This window comes from Pedobacter psychrodurus (assembly GCF_032678585.1).
Taxonomy (GTDB): Bacteria; Bacteroidota; Bacteroidia; order Sphingobacteriales; family Sphingobacteriaceae; genus Pedobacter; species Pedobacter psychrodurus_A.
Genome location: NZ_JAVTSN010000012.1, coordinates 118,674 through 140,493 on the forward strand (window position 1 = coordinate 118,674; position 21,820 = coordinate 140,493).

Below are 21,820 nucleotides of genomic sequence, written 5' to 3' on the forward strand. Positions count from 1 at the left end.
TAAGGTTAGAGAATACCGCAATGGTACATCAGCGAGAGAAAATTTCAATGATATGGATTACTGATCTAATCAAATATAACATAATTACATTGCATTTATATTTTATTATGTCATATCCTGATGATGCGTTTTACTCTTCTTCTAAAACCTTTACCAGTGCCTTGGCTTGTGTCAACCAATCATCGCTTTTTAATTCAAAATCGCTATAACAACTGTATTCATCAAAATTAATTTTATCGGTTTTGTCATCAAAAGCGCCACACACTGCTATATAGGTTTTTTTCTCTTCTTCTACGGTAAAAGTATATTCAAAAGCATAGTATTTCTTTCCATTTTCATCAATTTTATCTAAAAGTGTAATGGTTTCTGGATAGTCTTGTTCATCACCCAAATAGTTGTAAAGCATAACTTTGGCAAGTTCTTCATGCTTTCTGTATTTTAAAGGAACCTGATCTAATTTTTGTTTAGCGTTGAAGGCCAATAAAATATCGTAACGGGTTGATAAACTGTCTAATTGCGCATCGAGTAGTTTTTGATCGAGTGGTAAGTTTGCTTTTATCCTGGCACACAGCGCCTGGGTAAGCATGTAGGGAATAGAATCCGCAATTATTTTTTTGGTAAACATATCTGTTAAATTGGGTAGATCAAGCGCCGGCAGAATATTCAAATAGGTATAAATTGAACTTGCGTCTCCATTTTCACTATCCTTAAGAAAGGTATTCAGATCTGCTAAACTGGTAGCCGTTATTTTATCCCTACTGCTTTTAACCTGAGCTAAATATTTTGACCTGTTTTTTTCATTCAACAAATCCGAAACAATGTCGAGCACATTGGTACGGTACCTGATTTTATTTTTCAGGGCCAAAACCTGATCAAAGTTTTTGGAAACAAAGGCTAACGAATCATTTAAAGGTTTAAAAACCGTCCAATAATTTTGCAGATCAAGCGTTTTCGTATCTGAAAGGTTTTTCAAATACCAGCCATATTGTGTCGAATCCAGTTTTACCACTTCGACAAGTGCTTTGGCGCGTAAAATATCGGAGTTTTTAAGATCCGCAAACAACTCTTTTAACAGGGGAATGCTTTTTTGTTTTTGCAATACACTTAACGATCTTATCAATTTTATCCTAACTCCGTTTGCGGTAGTGTCGTCGGGATATTTAATCCTTAATGCTGCACTGATCAAAGGTATTTCAGTTTTATCAAATTCGTAATAAGACAATGCGCCAAAAGCAGGATTAAAGACAAGAGAATCTTTACTTTTCAGATTATCGAACAACATTTTAGCTTTAGATGCTTTAACATCAAAAGGCTTTTGATTGCCGATTAAAGCGGACTGATTAAAAAAAGCATGTGCCAGCTTACTATCCAATTCTTCTTTGGTACACATCACCCCCATGTAGTAGAAGCGGTTTTCATGAATCCAGATTTTCACTTTTCTTTCCAGTCCTGCGGCACTATCGGTGTAGGTAAAAATTTTAGCCTTCGATTTGCCAACCATTATATCTTCTGTTTTTCTAATGGTATCGCTTTCTTTTTTGATCCCATTCATTATTTGAAGATAAAAAGAATCTACATTTAAAATTTTAGCATATTTAGTGAGATTCCCTGTTTCAAAAGAATAAAGACCACCAGAATTCCTGTTGAGCGAATAATATGTTTTAATATCACTTAAAATAGAAGTATGATCTTTTTCAGCAGCTGCTGATGCTTCGACTGGTTTACCAGGGGTAAAAACCTGTAAATCTTCTACCTGATAAGGATTAATGCTTCCATCCTGGTATTTTTCCAATTTAAAAGAACTGAAAAAATCATTATCTTTCAATTTATCAGCATTTATTCCATTTTGCATCATGAGCAGATAAGTACGGTTGCCCCTTAAAAACACCTGAACTTTCATGTAAGTACCCTGCAGAAGCAATTCGATCTCCCTTCCCTCCAAGCCTTCTTTATAGATTGTTTTCGGTCCCTCGATAATTTTACCGTTTTTTCCAAGTTGCTTTACGGTACCGCTAAATACAGTTTCCTTATCAGCTACATACATTCCTTCAGGAAAATCATTGTATTTAAACAAGTAGCTTACATTATTAACCTTATCTAACATGGTATATATGTTCATCACATAAGGGGAAGCAGCGAAGCTTGGATTAGCTACTTCCTTGATCATTTCTTCTGGCTGCAGCGGGGTTCTTAAACTGAAGCCACCTAATGCATGTTTGTAATCCAACCAATTGCTGCTCTTTGTAGAAATGGCATCGCCGATCTTAAATGAGGAAATGAACCGCTCTACGAATGCTTCATGAAGGCTATTCTTTGCATTTTCGACATTGATGATATATAAGGTGTTATTTTTGTATAACATGATAGATCTTGAAAATTTATTGTTTGTCTGCATTTCCACATCCAAACCAACAACCCCAAACCTGTTATCGCTTTTTTTACTCAACAGTTTAACATCATCTTCTGTATAACCTTTTAAAACTGAATCCAGGTACTGCTTTGGCGAAACTTTATCGAGTGGCCCCACGTAAGTTGAGTTAAAGGTATATACCACATCGGTAATCAGATCGGTACAGGTTAAATATTTCCCGACAATCTGCTTGGTAACAAAGGGTTGCGAAGGGAATTCGATTTCATAGTTATCAGCAACATCTTTGTATTTCACCCAATCCATTTTGGCATAATCGATTTTAAACGATTTTGCAACACCGGTAAAATCACCTTTAACGACCCGTAAGGTATATCCTTCTTTTTTCAGCAGGCTAATCAAACCCTGCTCACCAGAAAGGTGCGCAGCACCTACGGCAATAAATATATTATCAGATGTGATTAACTGCGTAATACCGTTGAGCATTATTTTATTCCGGCCAACAAGGTCCAATTGGTCATCACGCCCATCATTTAGCATACCAGAAATTTCTTCAAGATTACCATTTGCATAAATGTTGATTAATTTTTCAAAGTTCTTGGCCTCCATTTCCTCATCTACATCAAACAAAGCCCCAACCTTTTCATCGTTACCATATAACAACTTTACCTGATCTTCGGGCTTTTCCAAGCCATAAATCTTTTTCTTCAGTGTTCTGGCAATCCCATATAAATAGGCATCGACAAAAGTTTGCATATCATCTTTTTTAGAAAAGTCAGGTTGCATTAAAGAAGCAACCAATATTGGATTATCGAGCAAGGCAGAATCTGGCGTATAACCATTTTTGTGCTTAAACCGTTTCATCAGCTCGGCGGTTTGCTCTGCGGTAATCAGCCTGGTAATTTTCCCCTTATCCTTTGCTTGCGGCAAATGATTGAAGATAGACTTTGTTAAAGAATCAGGGTGCACCTCAAGAACAAACCCGGAACTGGCCTGGATCGCTTTAATTACCGAATCGCTAAAGTTAAATGCACGCCGGTCTTTAACATGCATGGATCCGAAAAGATAGGATGGTTTCGAAAGACCTTTTCCACTAATTTGCCAAAGTAAATTATACCTTGAGTTATTTTCTTGCGAAAAAGTTTTAAATGTAATAGCGAAAAAGATTAGTATCAAGCAAGTTGCTTTTGGCGAAAACCCAAAAGAGAAAGAAAACTTCATAAAGATCGAGCGTTAAAAATAAGTCGACAATATAATAGTTTTCTGTTTAAATCTACATTAAGTTTTAAATCAATTCGTACATGGAGAAAACAAGTTTATAAGCTAACACCTATTACCTGCGGTACCTGTGCCATACCCTGTACCACTTTTTATTGTTGGGATAGCTACGATGTGATGTTCTGTTATTTACGATGATGGCGACGATTAAAAGTATAGTGGCGCCAGACAATACCGGACTAAGCACATATAAATAACCTAAGGATTGAATTTTAGCCGAACCAATATTGGCAATTAATGCCGTTGCCCCTCCCGGAGGATGGAGGGTCTTTGTAATCTGCATCAATACGATGGATATTGAAACCGATAAGGCAGAAGATAACCAAACTTCGCCAGGGATAAGTTTATGGATGGTAACCCCTACGATTGCACAAAGCACATGGCCTCCAATTAAGTTTCTTGGTTGTGCAAGCGGACTATTGATGATACCGTAAATAAGCACTGATGAGGCACCAAAAGAACCAATGAGAAATAAGTTATCATTCGCAGTAAAGTATTTAGAATTAAGCAGACCAATAATGCCGACCCCAAAAAAGGCACCTATAAATGTCCAGAAATGTTCTTTAAAATCGATTAGGGTTTCTTTATAAACGATGTATTTTGCTGTTCGAAGGTGTTTTCTTATCCGTGTTCTCATAAGCCTATGCTGGAGCGCGTGCAAAAATAGCAAAATATAAAGTGTAAGCTCCAGTAAATAAAAAAGGGTTGAAAAATTAATTCCAACCCTTCAAAAATGAATATTTTTTCGATTTTATTTTTGAGACTGCTCAGGCGCTTTTCCGATCAGATCCATAAATTGATCTAACTTAGGCGTAATGATAATCTGTGTACGTCTGTTTTTCGCTTTCCCTCCTGCTGTAGTATTATCTGCAATTGGATTAAACTCTCCACGTCCGCCAGCGGTTAAACGTTTAGGATCTACAGCATATTTGGTTTGCAATACCTGCACTACTGATGAAGCACGTAAAGCACTTAAATCCCAGTTGTTGCGGATATTGGTTTGCGTAATCGGCACATTATCGGTATTACCTTCTATCAATACATCGTAAGTATCGTAATCTTTGATGATTTTGGCAATTTTACTTAATGTTTCACCCGCTTTGTCTGAAACCTCGTAACTACCAGATTTGTAAAGCATATTATCAGCCAAAGAGATGTAAACTACACCTTTAAGTACCTGAACATCAACATCTCCAAGTTCTTCTCTACTTAACGAACGGGTTAAATTATTGGTTAACACCATATTAAGTGAATCACTTTTGTTTTTGGCATTTACCAATTGTTTGATGTATTTATTAGAACTGTTGATCTCGTCAACCAGTTTAGAAATATTTACATTGCCCTGGTTACTCGAATTTAAACATTTGTTCAAAGCATCCTGTAAGGCGGTAACATTGGCTTTTTCTGAGGCAATCTGCTCTTCTAAACTTTTCACCCTACTGGTACTGCCGCTCAGTTCGCGTTGGCTATCCTGATATTTATTACTTAACTCCTGGTTTCTTTCTCTCAGTTTCGAATAGGTATCCTGAAGTTCAGCATATTTTTTATTGCTTACGCAACCTGCTGCAAGTGCAAGACCAAAGAGCATTATAGGTATTGATTTGTATAATTTCATAATCTTATTTTTATTTATTGCTAATACGTTAACAAATTCCTTGCCGCAAAGTTTAATATCGCCCTGAACAGGTGTTAAAAAGCGTTAATCTTTACCGAATCAAAGCTGGCCAAAGCTTTATACGCTCTTAATCCTATACTGCCCGATCGGTATTGACCATCTGTTGCAGAGAGAATAGGTTTTGCCGATCCGTTTATAAAAATATCAAATTTATCTCCTTTGGCCACTATCTTTAAGGTATACATTTTGTTCATTTCAACTGGGTACTTTTCTGAGCTTAAAACGGTCCATTTTTGATCACTCGCTTTTCCCAACTGTATTGTACCTGTAAGTTGATTTAAGCCAACATAATACCCTTCGTAAGCATCAGGACCAATGGCTGGATTAGATACCCTGAACATTAAACCTGCATCGCCTGCAGTATTGATCTTTACATCTGCCTGATAAGTAAAGTCTTTAAAATCGGTTCCATTGGCCACATATTTAGAACCGTTTATGCCATAACCACCCGATCCTGCATTTGACGCAGAATTCACCTGACCATCTTTCCAGAACCATCCTCCGCCATAAAACACCCAATCAGCAGCCATTCCTGTATCGAAATTTTCTACTAAATTCTTATTTGCTTTTTTAGGCTGACCGATTACCGGAAATAAACTTAAACGGATATTTTCTGATCCATAAGGCACCAAGGTAATCTCTTCATCTTTTTCTGTTGAAGCAACCGGACTGAAAGGCACATCAAAAGCCGAAACCTTGTTGTAACCCAAACCCCATGATGGGATTTTCTTGCCCTGTATTTTTAGTTTAATGGGTGAATTTGCTGCGATGAAAGGATTTTCGGGCATGACTGATTTGACCACTTTAACCACATGGTTCAGATCTCCTTTACCCAATGACAAACCATAGTTCCAGGCCGATTCAGGGCGGATTTCGTAATCTGTGAAACCAGCAACCGGATGTGTTTTGGTTATTTTATTTTCTGCTTTAATTTCGAGGGCATAAACGATAGGCCCACGTTCTATACTAACAGAATTGTTCACTTGTCTTTCTGTGGCAATCTGCATCGGAAAATCCAATTGCAATTGATCCTGATCTTTCCACTCACGGCTAATCGTGAACATTTCCCCTGCTTTTACACCGCTTAATACAGTTCCGTTTAGTTTTACGGTGGGTTTAACAGCCCATGCAGGAATTCTTAAAATTAATGGAAACGATACAGGAGCATTAAGGTTTACTTTTAACTTAACCTGCTCTTCAAAAGGATAATTGGTTTCTTCAGTAATTTTTATTCTTTTATTGCCAGCTACCAAAGTTTCAATTTCCATTGGGCCATAGGTAATTACAGCAAGTCCATGATCAGGTGTAGCCACTACACTGCTTTTTACAAAGTAAGGCCAGCCCATGTGCATATTGTAACGGCAACATCCGTAACCAGAATAGGGACTAGAAACGATACCTGTTCCATAATCCTGATTAAAACCATGTTCTCCGTGCACACTTTGCACCTGGTTGGGTAAAGTGTAGTAAGAATGATTTTTAAAATCTCTGCTAAACTGGGCCGGTAAAGCATTAAAAGCAACTTTTTCCAACTGGTCGCCGATACTGGCATTGTGGATAACCTTAGCAGCTGTTTCCAAACTTTGCATCCACTCCACTACCGTACAGGTTTCTACACCTTCTATGCTGCTCGTACCTGCAAGAAATTCGGTTCCAGAGCCCAGGCCTTCTGGTTGACCATGATCGTGCATGATGTGCTGTATGCCCTTAGAAAGTGCTTCACGGTTTGTCGGACTATCATTCAATTGCGCATAAACAACCGGGAATTTTAATGCCTGCGCAACATTTACCATATGTTTTGGCTGAAAATCATCGCCATAATAGTAGAATTCATTGTTGCTATAGATATCGATCCAGGGATAAGCCTGCTGTTTTAATTTGTCGACCAGTTTTAACAGGTCTCGATCACCTGTTTTATTGTAAAGCCAAATGGCAATTTCCATGTTATCGCCCGCTCTCGATTTTCCCCATTCTTTTAATGGATCAGCATCAAGGTTAGCCAGTTCATATTTACAATATTTCGATAGAAAAGGAATTACCCTTTTATCATTTGTAGCCTCATAATAACTTTGCAGGGCATACATCATGGGCATTCGAGGCCACCAATCTTTCATTTTTTGCGGACCGAACAAACCATTAGCCTGTTGGCTGTTTAATGTCCAGTCGATATATTTTTGTGCTTTTACTTTAAGTGCAGCATCATCTAATGTGTAAGCCAGGGCCACCAAACCTTTAACATAATAAGGCACGCGCTCCCATCCGCTTCCATCACCACCAAGCCAATCAGAATTTTTGCCTAAATTATCTTTTTCCGGATACAACTCCTCTGCCATTCCGGTTGCACCATCTCTTTGTTGCTCCAGTTGTTTCAATAGCCATCCTTTTGCTTTTATACTGCCTATGGGCAATTGCACGTAAACATTCTGTTTTAATGGCGATTTATTAAATTCCGTTAAACTTTGTGCATGTAAAGTATCGATAGATAGACAGGAAACTAAGAAACAAATTGATGTGACTACTCTTTTCATAAAAGGTTTTATTGGTTAGATCATTATGCCATAAAACTAATAAATATGAACGAATATTAAAACGATTTAGTAAATATGATCAGCAAAAATCAAAAGACTAATTATCAATCAATTAACATAAATTCAAATCAACATTTATCTATAGTAATTAATTCTGGTCCCCTCACCTAAAACAATCGTCATGTCGTTTGTATTTTATATAAATATCTTTCTTATAGACAGTATCTGGGATGACTATAAAAAACAAAACCCAACAATATATTTTTTATAAACTGTTGGGCTCTACTTAAAAGTTATTTTATAAAATTATTTCTTGCCAAAGGTAATGCCTTGCCAGGTATCGGTTCTAAACGGTGATGCCGGCAAACCATCGTTGCTTATAAGATTGCATACCGGATTATTTCCCCAGGCATAACGAACAGCAACGGGATTGGCTACCTGATCGCTGCTTACAATAATCTGATTTCCCTGAATGTTTGCTTTTGCCCAATAAAACTTTTTATCTGCGCCTGCAATGGCAAAACCGGTAAGTTCTTTGTCGCCACCCGCTTTTAATCCATTTTCGGTATTGCCAAAAGTTAAACGGATCTGTTTCCCCTCTGTTTTGCTTGATTGATAAACAGGACCTGAATAGTTGTTTTTTTGACCATAAGTTTTGGCTAAAGCGATTAAACCTAACCTTTTACCCACCTCTTGTTTATTTTTCGGGTGAATATCTTTTGCATCGCCAATATCAATAATGGTCGCCATACCTGTATTTGGCAAAGAGAGTGTTTTTTGCTGTGCTTCTCTAAGTTCTGCCCAAGCCGATTCTACTGGTGTATTATCAACCTGCATAAAATTGGCCAATTGCACAAAATAGAAAGGAAAATCGCCCTGCCCCCATTTCTGACGCCAATCTTTGATCATTGTCGGAAATAATTCGCGGTACTGGTAAGCCCTATCAGCATTGCTTTCGCCCTGATACCAAATGGCACCTTTGATTGAAAATTGCAGGTAAGGGTGAATCATCGCATTATACAAAACGGTTGGCCGGTTCGGACCATTATCTTCATAGGGTTTAGCTTCAATATTTTTAAAATCCAATCCAACTTTATACTTCCAATCGCCGGCAAGTGAAATTTTCTCTCCGGCATTATTGCTCAAATTTAATTCTTTTGCTTCGCCGTATATACCACCGCCGCCACCGCTATCAAAAACGCGTACGGTGATGATATTCTCACCCGGTTTAAGCAGATCTGCCGGTATTGCATATGAACGGGCAAGGTTCCATCCTGCTGTTTCGCCAACTTTTACACCATTTACGTAGGTTATGTCATTGTCGTCGATAGCACCTAAATTCAGTTTAATACCGCTGGTTTTCCAATTCTGAGGCATGGTAATCTTTCTGCTAAACCACACCACACCGTCGAAATTTTTAAGTGCCGCATCTTCCCATAAAACAGGCAAAGTCATACTTTTCCAATCTGCAGTTTCTGATGTAAGCCACTTGGCTTGTCCCGCCTGGTAGCCAGAATCTTTATCAGTGGTCATTTTTACCCAGTTCTGTACCTTTTCTTCATAAGAAACCGTTGAAGGTTTTTTAGCCTGCGCCCTGATCTTATCAACTGCTGCAGAAAAATCAGCCATTTTTTTGAGTGATTCGGCACTGGTCCATGCTTCGGCAATCGTTCCGCCCCATGAAGTATGGATCAGGCCAATAGGGATTTTAGTTTTTTCATACACCTCCCGTGCAAAGAAATAGGCAGTAGAAGAAAATTCGGCAATGTATTTCGGACTGCATTCCTGCCAACCGCTATTCACTACTTTAGCATCGTTTATCGGTAAATCACTGGTAATGTGTTCTGCCTGCAATAAACGGATGTTTGGATATTTAGCGTCAGCAATTTCTTTTTCGTAATTTAGGATTTTACCCCAACCAGCCAGGGGCATTTCCATATTGGATTGACCGGAGCAGATCCATACATCTCCAATCAATACGTTATTCAGCACCAATAATTCTCCATCCGAAATGGTAATGGTATATGGACCTCCATAACCGGGTGTTGCAACCTTTATTTTCCAATTGCCATTGGTATCGGTAATGGTTCCATAGTTTACTTTATTCCACGAAACGTTGATTTTAACTGCTTTACCAGCCGTGGCTTTACCCCAAATGGCCGCATTGGTTTTTTGCTGCAAAACCATATTGTCGCTAAATACAGATGGCAATAAAATCTTGGCTTGTATAAACGATGAACTGAATACCAGAAGTGCGATTAGAATTACAGATTTTAGCCTATAGTTGCTCATATTTGACCTATTTTTTAATGATTAGAAAGCGAATGTACATTTTCTACTGCTCAACATCAATACATAATGCTGCTCATCACAATTTTTTGATAAAAATGAAGCAAAATTCATTCAATTAGTTTGGGTAACAATATCATTTTGCTTATTTTGCAGGTCTAAAAGAACAGCTCTGGATTTAAGGTTAATTCTGCCGGACGTTCTCTCAAATTACAGCATAAATGGTTAAGATTTTTATAGGTGGCCTTCCCGACAATATCCAAGAGATGGATTTGGCAATATTGGTTAGCCTTCACGGTAGGGTAGAAACGATTAAAATTGTTCGCGATAGAGCTACAGGCAAATGTAAGGGCTATGCTTTTCTTGAAATATACAGTCTTCCGGATGCAAAAAACATTGTATCGACCTTAAATGGAGAAACATTTAAAGGTAATGTGATCACGGTTAAAGTTTCTGAAGAGGAAAGTTCTGCTAAAACAGCAAAACCACAGGGCAATCAGCCATTTAAAAGCAAAAGACCAAGATTACAGCGCTAACATCTTTTTACATCCCGAGTTTTTAATTTTCTTTCTTCTTGTGGCCAGGGCCATTGATCAATATTTGCTTTCTGTTGATTAGTTTTTGATGATAAACTTTGTAATCCGGTACTAAACGTATATTTTGTGCCTATTCTTCCGATATTCATTAAACAATCGACATAACAGATATGGAAAATTATGCCATTGTCATATTTATTTTAGCCGTAATGATTGGCCTCTCCTCCATTGCCGATCACATTAAAATCCCCTACCCTATTTTATTGATCATTGCCGGTATCGCCGTTGGTTTTATCCCTTCTTTACCGCCCATCGATATTAATCCAGAAATTATTTTCCTGATATTTTTGCCTCCATTGCTTTATGATGCTGCATTTAATATTTCATTTAAGGAATTTAAAACCAATATCAACACCATATTTGCACTGGCCATTACACTGGTATTTATTACGGCCATCGGTATTGCCGTGGTTGCTCATTATATGATCCCAGGCATGAGCTGGCCAATATCTTTTGTATTGGGTGCCATTCTTTCGGCTACGGATGCCGTTGCAGCGATGAGTATCACCAAAGGGTTGGGTTTATCGCATAAAACCAATACCATATTGGAGGGCGAAAGTTTGGTTAACGATGCTTCGGCATTAGTTGCTTATCGATTTGCCGTTGCTGCCGTAACCGGAACTGCTTTTGTATTTTGGAAAGCATCACTCGAATTTGCCATTTTAATGGTCGGAGGTTTTCTGGTGGGTATGGTGATGGTGCGGGTTTTAGCTTTTATACTTAAAAGAATACACGATAACCGACTCGCTACCATTAGCTTTATGCTGCTAATGCCTTTTGTAACCTATTTAATTGCAGAAGAAATACATGTATCAGGTGTAATTGCGGTGGTGATGTTAGGCTTAGGCATCTCGAGATTTAGCAATATGGTATTTCCTGAGCCGCTTAAAAACCAATCGAAAAACATTTGGGACATTATTATCTTTTTATTGAACGGACTGATTTTTATTTTAATCGGATTACAGTTTCCTTACGTGTATAAAAACATCAATAGTGCTGATATTCTGCCTTACATCGGTTATTCGCTGGTGATTACTGTTGTGGCTTTACTGTTGAGAATGGCGCGTGTTTTTCTTCAGAAGTTTAATCTTCAGAAAGCTTTCCAAAAAGGAAAACATAGGATCACGGAAGATGCTTTGCTGGATTTTAAAAATAGTTTAATCATCAGCTGGTCGGGCATGCGGGGGATCGTTTCGCTTGCCATTGCGATTGGACTACCGGCAACTTTATCTGATGGCAGTGCTTTCCCGCAGCGTAATGCCATTATATTTATTTCTGTTGTGGTGGTACTTTTTACGCTTATCGGGCAAGGGCTCACTTTACCATGGTTGGTGAAAAAACTTACTGTAGAGGAGAATTAAACAAATTAGGTTCTCGACACCCAAAACATACGTTTATACTCAAATTCGAGACTAATAAACTCATGATTTAGACAAATAGTCTCTGCAGCCAGTATAAAAGACTCAAGTTTGAGACTAAGAATCTCACGGTTGAGACAAATAGACTCAACGACCAGTATAAAAGACTCAAGTTTGAGACTAAGAATCTCACGGTTGAGACAAATAGACTCAACGACCAGTATAAAAGACTCAAGTTTGAGACTAAGAATCTCACGGTTGAGACAAATAGACTCAATGACCAGCATAAAAGACTCAAAAACCAATTCTTAATACTTAAAGACTTTCCAAAAACAGCACACGACCAATATTTAATCACACAGAAAGACATTTTCTCTTAAAATTCAACACAATTAATCACTATAGTTGATTTTAATACTCCAGAGTAGATTCAAAAGACCTCCATGATCAAAAAAGGGATAAAATCCAACGACTTTATCCCTCAATCACATAAGAAATTATTGTTTACCAATACACACTGTAAAGTGCAACCAATAAACCGATGATGATTAAAGCACCTACTGCAAAACTGGTAGAGGTTTTAAACATTTTGGCATCAATGGCCAGTCCTTTAGCTTCTGCCTTGGCTTTGTTGCTTGATAAGCTGATAATTACCATACCAAGAATACAGAATATAAATACAAAACCCATACGGTCTAAAAATGGGATTTCGTAAACTCCGGCTGCATTTTTAACGGAGAAACCTGATCCAGACAACCATGAAAGATCGGTCATATTTGGTAAGAATTTAAGGAAAATTGACAAACCGAAACCTCCGATGGTTGCAAATAATGCGGCACCTGATGTTGCTCTTTTCCAAAAGAAACCCAGGATGAACATGGCAAAAATACCCGGAGATACAAAACCGGTATATTCCTGAATGTATTGAAAACCCCCTTTTTTATCTATGCCTAGAAATGGTGCAATGATTACCCCAAGGAACATGGCCACAACAATAGAAATTTTACCGGTTGTTACCAGGTTTTTTTCTGATGCCTCAACATTTAATACCTTTTTATAAATATCCAAAGTAAAAATAGTGGCAATACTGTTTGCTTTACCCGCTAATGAAGCAACAACCGCAGCTGTTAATGCCGCGAAAGAAAGCCCTTTTAATCCGGCGGGAAGCAAGTTTAACAACACCGGATAAGCACGGTCAGGATTTACAGAACCACCCTGAATCATTTCTGATTGAAATGCCCCATCTTTATATAAAACATAAGCTGCAATACCTGGCAATACCACAATAATCGGCATTAATAATTTTAAGAATGCAGCAAACAGGATACCACCACGGGCAGTTTCCAAATTGGCACCCAAAGCACGTTGTGTGATGTACTGGTTACAGCCCCAATAATTCAGGTTTACAATCCACATACCACCAACCAATACACTTAAACCTGGCAAATCGATATAGTTCTCATTATCAGGTTTTAATATCATATGAAAATGCTCTGATGCTTTAGAAGTCATTAGGCTATAACCTTCAAAAATACCACTTGTACCGTAATGTGAAGATACCAGATTTAAAGCCAGATAAGTGGTAGCCAAACCACCCAAGATTAAGAAAAACACCTGAATTACATCGGTGTATCCGATTACTTTCATCCCGCCAAGCGTAATGATAATGGCAAAAATTGCAATGGCATACATACAGAATTTAAGGTCGAAACCAGAAATACTGCTTACGGCCAATGCACCTAAATAAAGGATTGAGGTAAGGTTAACCACCACATAAAGCAGTAACCAGAACACAGCCATAATCATAGCCACGGTACCATTATAACGCTGGTGCAGAAACTGGGGCATGGTGGCAATTTTGTTTTTCAGGTACACCGGAATAAAGAATACCGCAACCACCACTAAAGTTAGTGCGCCCATCCACTCGTAGGTTGCAATGGCCAATCCCATTTTAAAACCTGAACCGCTCATTCCGATAAACTGCTCTGCAGAGATATTGGATGCGATTAACGAGGCACCAATAGCCCACCAGGTTAAAGAGCCTTCAGCAAGAAAATAATCCTTAGAACCCGTAGATTCTGATTTTTTCTTGTTGTAAATGTAGAGCCCATAAGCCGCTACAATAACGAAGTAGATTGCAAATACTATGTAATCCTTCGTGTCTAATAAATTGTTCTTCATTGATTTATTTTGGTTAGTATACCTTTGGTTATTTTATATTTAATTGTATAAACTGGTTCCATTATCGGTTTGTACGGTATAAGCATCGAGTTTTAAACCAAACTGCAATAAATATTTAGAAGATAGCTCTTCAATAAGCTCGGCAATCTTTTCTTCTTTAACAATGTTGATGGTACAACCGCCAAAACCACCGCCCATCATCCGGGCACCCAATACATAATCGAGCGGCTTGACAGCTTCTACCAGAAAATCCAATTCCTTACAGCTCACTTCATAATCCTTGCTTAACCCCTCATGTGTTTCGAACATCAGGTTACCCAAAGCTTCTAAATTACCATTTTCAAGTTGTTCTGCAGCGGTAAGTAAACGACCGATTTCTTTCACTACGAAACTGCATTTGGTATATACTTCCAGATCTTTTGGTTTCACTAATGTTTCCAACATGCTCAGATCAACATCACGGAGAGTATTTACATCCGGATATTGCTCCTTCACCCAGGCCACGCCTTGCTCGCACTGCGCTCTTCTTTTGTTGTAAGCCGAATCAGCAAGTGCATGTTTTACATTCGTATTTAAAAGCAAAAGTTTGTAACCATCTAATTTTAGCGGGATATAGATGTGTTTCATCGATCTGCAATCGAGCATAATGGCCTGATCTTTTTTACCAAATACAGAGGCAAACTGATCCATAATGCCACAGTTAACGCCTGCAAAGGTTTGCTCGGCTTTTTGTGCAATTAATGCGATATCCATTTTTGGAACAGCAAGCGAAAAAAGCTGATCGAGTGCAAATCCGGTTGCACACTCTACAGCAGCCGACGAGGATAAACCTGCGCCCAACGGCACATCGCCATCAATATAAAAGTTAAAGCCTTCCAACCGGTAGCCTCTTTCCTTTAACTGATCGGCTACACCTAAAATATAATTGGCCCAGCTATTTTTTGATTTCTTCAGATTTTTTATCGAAGAAATATCGAACTGCTGATAACTTTCGGAAAACAGATGGATTTCATCATCTTCTCTTTTTGATATGGCTACATAAATGGCCTTATCAATCGCGGCTGGCATTACAAAACCACCATTATAGTCTGTATGCTCGCCAATAATATTGATCCTTCCCGGCGAACGTACCAAAATCGGTTCGGCATTGAATAGTTTTTTAAATGTATTTTTTAAATGTTGTGCATTCATTGTTTAATCATTTTTAGTCTTCAGCCTTGCTGATTTTATAGTGTATTGTAGACATTTCTTTTAAACGGTTTGCGGCAAACTCAGGCGTAATATCGCGCTGAGGGTTCGCCAGCATCTCATAACCTACCATGAATTTTTTAACCGATGCCGAGCGCAACAATGGTGGATAAAAGTGCATGTGCCAGTGCCACTCAGGATAGTAACCATTATTTACGGGTGCCTGGTGCATACCTGCCGAATAAGGGAAGGACGTTTCGAACAGGTTATCGTATTTGGTGGTTAATATTTTAATTGCTTCAGCTAACGATTTCTTTTCGGCCGCAGTAAAAAGTTTAATGCTATTTACATGGCGTTTACTAATGATCATGGTTTCGTATGGCCAAACTGCCCAAAAAGGCACCAATACAGCAAAATGGTCGTTTTCGAATATGATACGTTCCTTTTTCTTTTGTTCAAGCTTTAAATAATCAGCCAGTAAGCTCCTTCTGTGAACAGCGTAATAGGTTTTCTGACGTTCAGTTTCTTTGGCAATTTCTAAAGGGATATCGCCCTGCGACCAGATCTGACCATGCGGATGTGGATTACTACAGCCCATTATCTCACCTTTGTTCTCAAAAATCTGGATGTATTTGATCCAGTCATTTTCTGCCAGGCTATTAAATTCATGCTGCCAAACGTTCACCACAGCTGTTATCGCTTCTACACTCATTTCGGGAAGTGTGAGGTTATGTTTAGGGCTAAAACTGATTACCCTGCAAAGGCCACGCTGGTTATTGGCTACCAACAGATCATCTTCGTTCATCTCTCCAGCTGGTGTATCTTCCAACAAGGCCGCAAAATCATTGTTAAAAACAAAACTTTCGGTATATTCAGGGTTGCTATCGCCATCTGCCCTGCCATTACCGGGACATAAATAACATTTTGGATCGTATTCGGGGCGGTTATCCGGTGTGATGTCTTCAACCTTACCTTGCCATGGTCTTTTTGTGCGGTGTGGAGATACTAATACCCATTCGCCAGTTAATATATTTAACCGGGTATGGGGGTTACTATCGAGTTCGAATGTCTGGTTCATTTTATATTTTCAATTGGTTAGAAAAAAGAAAGCTACTTAGCTTAATGTATCTAAGCCGCCAAATTATAAAATTAATATTAATTGTCAAAACGACAATTAATATTAATTTTTATATTCGTAAAAATTTGAACATATTAAGCCCTTTAAAACCTCTGACAAAAAATGATTGAATATTCCAGACAGCCACATTATCTTGTTGCTGTTGATTGCATCGTATTTGGATTTGACGGCGAGCACCTTAAAATTCTATTGGTTAAACGTGGTTTAGAACCCGAAATAAACAAATGGAGTTTAATGGGCGGTTTTGTGGGTGCAGATGAAAGTCCGGATGATGCAGCAAACCGGGTACTCAAAAAAATGACGGGTTTGGAAGGCGTATATTTAGAGCAGATGCAGATTTACGGCGAACCCACGCGCGATCCGATAGAGCGCACACTTTCTGTAGGTTATTTTGCTTTGATTGATATCCATAAATATGAAGCGCAGTTAAATGATGATTATGAGGCCGAATGGTTTTTGATCAACGAGAGGCCTAAACTGATCTTCGACCACAACCAAATGGTTGCAGATGCCCGCACAAAGCTGAGGTATAAGGCTGCACTCCACCCTATTCTTTTCGAAATGTTACCTAAAAAGTTTACCATCCCGCAATTGCATATTCTTTTTGAAGAGGTGAACGATACTAAAATCGATACCCGTAACTTCAGCCGAAAAATTACGTCAACAGGATTATTGATTAAGTTGGCAGAAAAAGACAGAACCGGATCAAAAAAAGGCGCATTTTATTTCAAATTGGATAAAAAGAAATATGCGGCAAATGCGCAAGCTTTTTTAAATCTGATGCCCAATTTAAAAACTTAGTCAACATTTAAAATTTTCAGCACTACAGGTGTTATAAAAGGTAAAACAAAAGCATTGCTTTATTCCTTTGGTTAGGATATACCTTAATATGTCCAACCACAAGAAAAGACCTTTCCAGCCTATAGAAAACTATGGTGTTATTGGTAACCTCAAAACTGTTGCGTTAGTTTCATTACAGGGTTCGATTGATTTTTTATGTGCACCCAGGTTCGACTCGCCAACTGTTTTTGCAGCGATGCTCGATTCGGAACAGGGAGGTTATTTTTCTGTTGAGCCACAATTGGAAAATTACACCAGCAAACAGCTTTATCTACCCGGAACTGCTGTTTTACTCACTCGTTTTTTTGCCGAGCAAGGCATTGCCGAACTCACCGATTATATGCCGCTCTCGAAAGAAACCGATTTTCCAAGTGCAATAGTACGGCAGATTAAATCTATCAGAGGAGATATTACTTTCAAAGTGTATTGTGTACCCAGTTTTGGTTATTCTAAAAGTGAACATAGTATCAATCATGAAAATGATGAATTGATATTTTTTTCTAAAACCGAGAAACTCACCATCAAATTGAAAGCCGATGTGCCCTTACACATCAAAAAGGGAGCAGGTTATGCAGAATTTACCCTGCAGGAATCGAAAATGGCACACATCATCATGGAAATTACTGAGGAGGGAAAAACGGAAGCCGAATTAAGTCATTATACCAAACATGGTTACCGTAAAACGATAGATTACTGGAGAACATGGATCAATCAGACCACTTATAAAGGCAGGTATGATGAAATCATCAGGAGATCGGCCATTACGTTAAAATTGTTGACATCGGCCGAATTTGGTTCTGTGGTAGCGGCACCAACTTTTGGGTTGCCAGAAACCATTGGCGGCAACAGAAACTGGGACTATCGTTTTACCTGGATCAGAGATGCTGCATTTACCATGTATGCCTTTTTGAGGCTTGGCTTCTTTGATGAGGCCACTGCATTTATGGACTGGATATTTAATTTATGCCAAAAAGTGGATCTGCAATTGGTTTATCAGATTGATGGCAACGCAAAAATAAAGGAAGTTGAAGCCGATCAGTTTGAAGGTTACCGCTCTTCTAAGCCGGTTCGTATAGGCAACGAAGCCGCTTCGCAGTTGCAAATAGACATTTATGGAGAACTGATTGATACGGTTTACATTTACAACAAATCGCACAAACCCATTACTTACGAATTCTGGACACTGATAGAGAAACAGGTTCAATGTGTAATCAAACAATGGAAAAAGCCCGATCATGGCATCTGGGAAATCAGAAATGACAAAAAAGAATTCTTACATACCCGTTTAATGTGCTGGGTGGCGATGGACAGGGCCATCAAAATTGCAGAAAACCGGTCGTTCCCCTACCCTGAACAAGAGTGGCACAGCATCCGAAGTGAGATTTACGAAGATATTTACCACAATTTCTGGAATGAGAAACTGGGTGCCTGGGTACAGTATAAGGGTGCAGAACATGTAGACGCCAGTGCATTATTGATGCCTTTAACCCATTTTATTTCGCCTTTAGAACCTCGATGGCTATCAACCATGAAAATGATCGACGAAGAACTGGTGCTGGATGTTTTGGTTTACCGCTATATAAACGGCATGACCAAAATTGATGGTTTGGAAGGTGAAGAAGGCACTTTTAATATGTGTTCATTCTGGTTTATAGAAGCGCTGGCCAAAAGTGGAGAAGTGGAACGTGCGGTAGAAAACTTTGAAAAGATGATCGGTTACTCTAACCATCTTTTATTATTCAGTGAAGAACTGGGCAGAAAAGGGGAACACCTAGGGAATTTCCCGCAAGCCTTTACACACCTGGCTTTAATTAGTGCCGCTGTAGAGCTGAACAAACAGATCAGTCGCCAGACAGATTAGTTTACTGTTCTTCATAATGGTAAGTTAATCCGCCATCTACGAAATAAGTTGATCCGGTTACATAAGCCGCATCATCAGAAGCCAGGAAAGCCACCACCGCAGCTACATCTTCTACTTTGCCCATTCTTCTTAATGGAATATTCTGAAGCACTTTTTCCAATTGTTCTTTATTATTCAGTAAATCCTGATTAATTGGTGTAGAAACCGCACCAGGCGCAACATTATTAATCCTGATGTTAAAGGGAGCCAATTCAGTAGCCAGATTTCGGGTTAACATCCTTAAACCGCCCTTACTGGTGCAATATGCTGCAAAATGCGGAAATACAATTTCTTCATGAACAGAACTCATATTGATTACTGTTCCTTCTACACTGCTTTTTCTACAATAATTTACAAAAGACTGGATGGCGAAGAAAACACCTTTTAAATTGGTATCCATCACCAGGTCATAATCTTCTTCGGTAACTTCCCAAAAGTTTGCATTTTTTTCTACTCCGGCATTATTCACCAAAATATCCAAACGGCCAAATGTTGTAACAGCATCCGTTACCAATTTAATGGCTTCTTTCGCCTTGCTTAAATCGGCTACCAGAAAAGCGGCCTTTCTACCCATACTTTCTATCTCTGCGATAAGTTTTTCTCCTCTTTCATCAAATTTATGGCCATTTAAAATAATATCACAGCCATCTTTGGCCAATCTTAAGGCACATGCGGCACCAATGCCCTGGCTACTTCCGGTAATTAAAGCTACTTTGTTTTCGAATCGGTTCATATCAAAATATTATAATAGATAAAGGAAATTTTCAGGAATATGTTTGAAGAAAAGCGTATTTAAAAAGTGTTGATTAAAAATAAATTACAGAAAAATAATGAAGAAAATGTTCAGCATTTTTTATGGATAAAATGTAGAAATATAAGTTACGCACAAAAAGATCGTTATAGCTGTAATCATTTATTAGTATGTTTGGGCAACAAACACACAATAAACTTAAATTAATCTTAAAACATGAACATTACCAAAAACCTTTTATTTACTACGCTTATCGCATTGTTTACACTGACAATGTATTCTTGTAAAACAAAAAAACTAGTGGCGAAACCGGCACCTGCCCCTGTTGAAAAACCAGCACCGCCAGTAGAAGACAAAAAACCAGCACCGGCACCAGAGAAAGAAGAAGCGCCAGCTCCTGCTGAAAAACCAAACTTTAATTTAGACAATATCCAATTCGAGTTTAATTCTTTCGTACTTAAAACATCTTCATTTGCTATTTTAGATAAAGCGGTGGCTGAAATGAAAAAATCGCCAGGTACCAAATTTGTACTTAACGGCCATTCATCTGCTGAAGGTACACCTGATCACAATATGCAACTTTCTATCGACCGCGCAAATGCAGTAAAATCGTACTTCATAAATGCAGGTTTAAATGGCAGCAATTTTACGGTTGTTGGTCATGGCGAAAAAGAACCCATTAGCTCAAACGATAGCGAAGAAGGCAGAATGGTGAACAGAAGAACAGAAATAAAAGTTCAGAAATAATTTTTATTAGACCTTGCAGATTTTAAAAACCTGCGAGGTCTTTAAGTTAGCCCTTCGATTACGCTCAGGGTGACATATTAAAGGATATTCATTTCTGGTAAACCCTAACATAATCTACTTCCATCCTGTTGGGAAATTTGGTATCGTTTAACTGTCCACCGTTTAAACCACCCATTGCCAGATCGAACAGAATGTAATGTGGCTGTTTAAAAGGATGAAAATCTGAACCATCATCATTTTTAAGGTCGCTTAACAGCGTTTTGTTCAAAAGCATTCCATCTACCAATAAACTGATGGCTTCGCTGTCCCAGTCCATACGCCATACATGAAATGCTGCAGACCATTTTTTTCCACCCATTTCGCTGATGGCTTTGGTATTGCTAAACCATTTTGCTTTTTTATTGGCGCCTAAACTTGCAATATTGGCCAGTAGTTTACCTTTATAATATTCCATAATATCGATTTCACCGTTTGCAGGCCAGCGGCCCTTAAGGCCCAATGTCCAAAATGCTGGCCAGAGACCATCAGAAACATCAATCTTTCCCCTCATTTCGAACCGGCCATATTGCCAGCTTTGCAAACCTTTGGTTATGATACAGGCAGAAGTATATTCGATATTTCTTTGTTTTTTCCGCCAATCGTTACTTCCTTCAACATACAATGGATTGGGTTTTTCCTCTTTCCGGGCTTCGATAATCAGTTTACCATCCTTGCAAAAAGCATTTTCGGGTTGGTACCATTGCAGTTCTTCATTCCGCACAAATCCTTTTTCGTAATCCCAATTGGCGGGGTTTGGTGTTCCATCTTGATTAAATTCATCACTCCAAACGAGTTTATAACCTTCGGTGGAATAGGCATCAGAAAAATTTTGCACTTTTTTTACCGCACAGGATGGTGTAAACGCGGCTATAAGCGCCATCAGAAAAACCTGGATTATAGTTTTCATTGAAACAATATTGATCAACTAATTTAGTGATATTCTT

Annotated in this window: 15 protein-coding genes; 5 read left to right on the forward strand and 10 right to left on the reverse strand. The window is 38.5% G+C overall.

The window, feature by feature from the left end:
• Nucleotides 1–130: 130 nt before the first annotated feature.
• The 5 genes from R2S57_RS10270 to R2S57_RS10290 all read right to left on the reverse strand — a co-directional run bounded on the left by R2S57_RS10270 (nucleotide 131) and on the right by R2S57_RS10290 (nucleotide 10,141).
• On the reverse strand, nucleotides 131–3,589 hold the full coding sequence (locus tag R2S57_RS10270; RefSeq protein WP_316844955.1) for a TraB/GumN family protein: 3,459 nt from the start codon (nucleotides 3,587–3,589) through the stop codon (nucleotides 131–133).
• Nucleotides 3,590–3,701: 112 nt separating this feature from the next.
• Nucleotides 3,702–4,283 (reverse strand): HPP family protein, encoded by a 582-nt coding sequence (locus R2S57_RS10275; protein WP_316844956.1) that lies wholly within the window; start codon nucleotides 4,281–4,283, stop codon nucleotides 3,702–3,704.
• A 114-nt stretch (nucleotides 4,284–4,397) separates the two neighbouring features.
• A complete protein-coding gene (locus R2S57_RS10280) occupies nucleotides 4,398–5,261 on the reverse strand; it encodes an OmpA family protein (RefSeq protein ID WP_316844957.1) in 864 nt (287 codons plus the stop codon).
• A 74-nt stretch (nucleotides 5,262–5,335) separates the two neighbouring features.
• The gene (locus R2S57_RS10285; protein WP_316844958.1) at nucleotides 5,336–7,849 is read right to left on the reverse strand and encodes a beta-L-arabinofuranosidase domain-containing protein; all 2,514 of its coding nucleotides are present in this window, start codon (nucleotides 7,847–7,849) and stop codon (nucleotides 5,336–5,338) included.
• Nucleotides 7,850–8,155: 306 nt separating this feature from the next.
• Nucleotides 8,156–10,141: a sialate O-acetylesterase gene (locus R2S57_RS10290; RefSeq protein WP_316844959.1), complete on the reverse strand. Its 1,986-nt coding sequence runs from the start codon at nucleotides 10,139–10,141 to the stop codon at nucleotides 8,156–8,158.
• A 218-nt stretch (nucleotides 10,142–10,359) separates the two neighbouring features.
• On the opposite strand from R2S57_RS10290, the gene R2S57_RS10295 reads away from it, so the two are divergent.
• A complete protein-coding gene (locus R2S57_RS10295; protein WP_316844960.1) occupies nucleotides 10,360–10,674 on the forward strand; it encodes an RNA-binding protein in 315 nt (104 codons plus the stop codon).
• A 170-nt stretch (nucleotides 10,675–10,844) separates the two neighbouring features.
• On the forward strand, nucleotides 10,845–12,095 hold the full coding sequence (locus R2S57_RS10300) for a Na+/H+ antiporter (RefSeq protein WP_316844961.1): 1,251 nt from the start codon (nucleotides 10,845–10,847) through the stop codon (nucleotides 12,093–12,095).
• Nucleotides 12,096–12,596: 501 nt separating this feature from the next.
• Here R2S57_RS10300 and R2S57_RS10305 read toward each other — a convergent pair.
• The 3 genes from R2S57_RS10305 to R2S57_RS10315 are packed head-to-tail and all read right to left on the reverse strand — an operon-like array spanning nucleotide 12,597 to nucleotide 16,539.
• Complete coding sequence (locus tag R2S57_RS10305) at nucleotides 12,597–14,273, reverse strand: sodium/sugar symporter (protein WP_316844962.1); 1,677 nt, start codon at nucleotides 14,271–14,273, stop codon at nucleotides 12,597–12,599.
• 39 nt (nucleotides 14,274–14,312) lie between these two features.
• A complete protein-coding gene (locus tag R2S57_RS10310) occupies nucleotides 14,313–15,464 on the reverse strand; it encodes a galactokinase (protein WP_316844963.1) in 1,152 nt (383 codons plus the stop codon).
• A gap of 13 nt (nucleotides 15,465–15,477) precedes the next feature.
• Nucleotides 15,478–16,539 carry a UDP-glucose--hexose-1-phosphate uridylyltransferase gene (locus tag R2S57_RS10315; protein WP_316844964.1) on the reverse strand — a complete coding sequence of 354 codons (1,062 nt, stop codon included), beginning with the start codon at nucleotides 16,537–16,539 and terminating at the stop codon, nucleotides 15,478–15,480.
• Nucleotides 16,540–16,701: 162 nt separating this feature from the next.
• Here R2S57_RS10315 and R2S57_RS10320 point away from each other — a divergent pair, with 162 nt between their 5' ends.
• Both R2S57_RS10320 and R2S57_RS10325 read left to right on the forward strand, forming a co-directional pair.
• A complete protein-coding gene (locus R2S57_RS10320; RefSeq protein ID WP_316844965.1) occupies nucleotides 16,702–17,400 on the forward strand; it encodes an NUDIX hydrolase in 699 nt (232 codons plus the stop codon).
• An 88-nt stretch (nucleotides 17,401–17,488) separates the two neighbouring features.
• A complete protein-coding gene (locus R2S57_RS10325; protein WP_316844966.1) occupies nucleotides 17,489–19,300 on the forward strand; it encodes a glycoside hydrolase family 15 protein in 1,812 nt (603 codons plus the stop codon).
• Nucleotide 19,301: 1 nt separating this feature from the next.
• On the opposite strand, the gene R2S57_RS10330 is transcribed toward R2S57_RS10325, so the two are convergent.
• Nucleotides 19,302–20,072 (reverse strand): glucose 1-dehydrogenase, encoded by a 771-nt coding sequence (locus R2S57_RS10330; RefSeq protein WP_316844967.1) that lies wholly within the window; start codon nucleotides 20,070–20,072, stop codon nucleotides 19,302–19,304.
• Between the two features lie 234 nt (nucleotides 20,073–20,306).
• Here R2S57_RS10330 and R2S57_RS10335 point away from each other — a divergent pair, with 234 nt between their 5' ends.
• Complete coding sequence (locus tag R2S57_RS10335; protein ID WP_316844968.1) at nucleotides 20,307–20,837, forward strand: OmpA family protein; 531 nt, start codon at nucleotides 20,307–20,309, stop codon at nucleotides 20,835–20,837.
• Between the two features lie 88 nt (nucleotides 20,838–20,925).
• Here the strand turns inward: R2S57_RS10335 and R2S57_RS10340 are convergent, their stop codons facing one another.
• Entirely contained in the window at nucleotides 20,926–21,783 is an 858-nt protein-coding gene (locus R2S57_RS10340; RefSeq protein ID WP_316844969.1) for a glycoside hydrolase family 16 protein, read from the reverse strand.
• Nucleotides 21,784–21,820 lie beyond the last annotated feature (37 nt).

Bases quoted from the DNA above. Each gene is read 5' to 3' on its own strand.
- R2S57_RS10270 (WP_316844955.1), bottom strand. From the start codon at position 3,589: ATGAAGTTTTCTTTCTCTTTTGGGTTTTCGCCAAAAGCAACTTGCTTG.
- R2S57_RS10275 (WP_316844956.1), bottom strand. From the start codon at position 4,283: ATGAGAACACGGATAAGAAAACACCTTCGAACAGCAAAATACATCGTT.
- R2S57_RS10280 (WP_316844957.1), bottom strand. From the start codon at position 5,261: ATGAAATTATACAAATCAATACCTATAATGCTCTTTGGTCTTGCACTT.
- R2S57_RS10285 (WP_316844958.1), bottom strand. From the start codon at position 7,849: ATGAAAAGAGTAGTCACATCAATTTGTTTCTTAGTTTCCTGTCTATCT.
- R2S57_RS10290 (WP_316844959.1), bottom strand. From the start codon at position 10,141: ATGAGCAACTATAGGCTAAAATCTGTAATTCTAATCGCACTTCTGGTA.
- R2S57_RS10295 (WP_316844960.1), top strand. From the start codon at position 10,360: ATGGTTAAGATTTTTATAGGTGGCCTTCCCGACAATATCCAAGAGATG.
- R2S57_RS10300 (WP_316844961.1), top strand. From the start codon at position 10,845: ATGGAAAATTATGCCATTGTCATATTTATTTTAGCCGTAATGATTGGC.
- R2S57_RS10305 (WP_316844962.1), bottom strand. From the start codon at position 14,273: ATGAAGAACAATTTATTAGACACGAAGGATTACATAGTATTTGCAATC.
- R2S57_RS10310 (WP_316844963.1), bottom strand. From the start codon at position 15,464: ATGAATGCACAACATTTAAAAAATACATTTAAAAAACTATTCAATGCC.
- R2S57_RS10315 (WP_316844964.1), bottom strand. From the start codon at position 16,539: ATGAACCAGACATTCGAACTCGATAGTAACCCCCATACCCGGTTAAAT.
- R2S57_RS10320 (WP_316844965.1), top strand. From the start codon at position 16,702: ATGATTGAATATTCCAGACAGCCACATTATCTTGTTGCTGTTGATTGC.
- R2S57_RS10325 (WP_316844966.1), top strand. From the start codon at position 17,489: ATGTCCAACCACAAGAAAAGACCTTTCCAGCCTATAGAAAACTATGGT.
- R2S57_RS10330 (WP_316844967.1), bottom strand. From the start codon at position 20,072: ATGAACCGATTCGAAAACAAAGTAGCTTTAATTACCGGAAGTAGCCAG.
- R2S57_RS10335 (WP_316844968.1), top strand. From the start codon at position 20,307: ATGAACATTACCAAAAACCTTTTATTTACTACGCTTATCGCATTGTTT.
- R2S57_RS10340 (WP_316844969.1), bottom strand. From the start codon at position 21,783: ATGAAAACTATAATCCAGGTTTTTCTGATGGCGCTTATAGCCGCGTTT.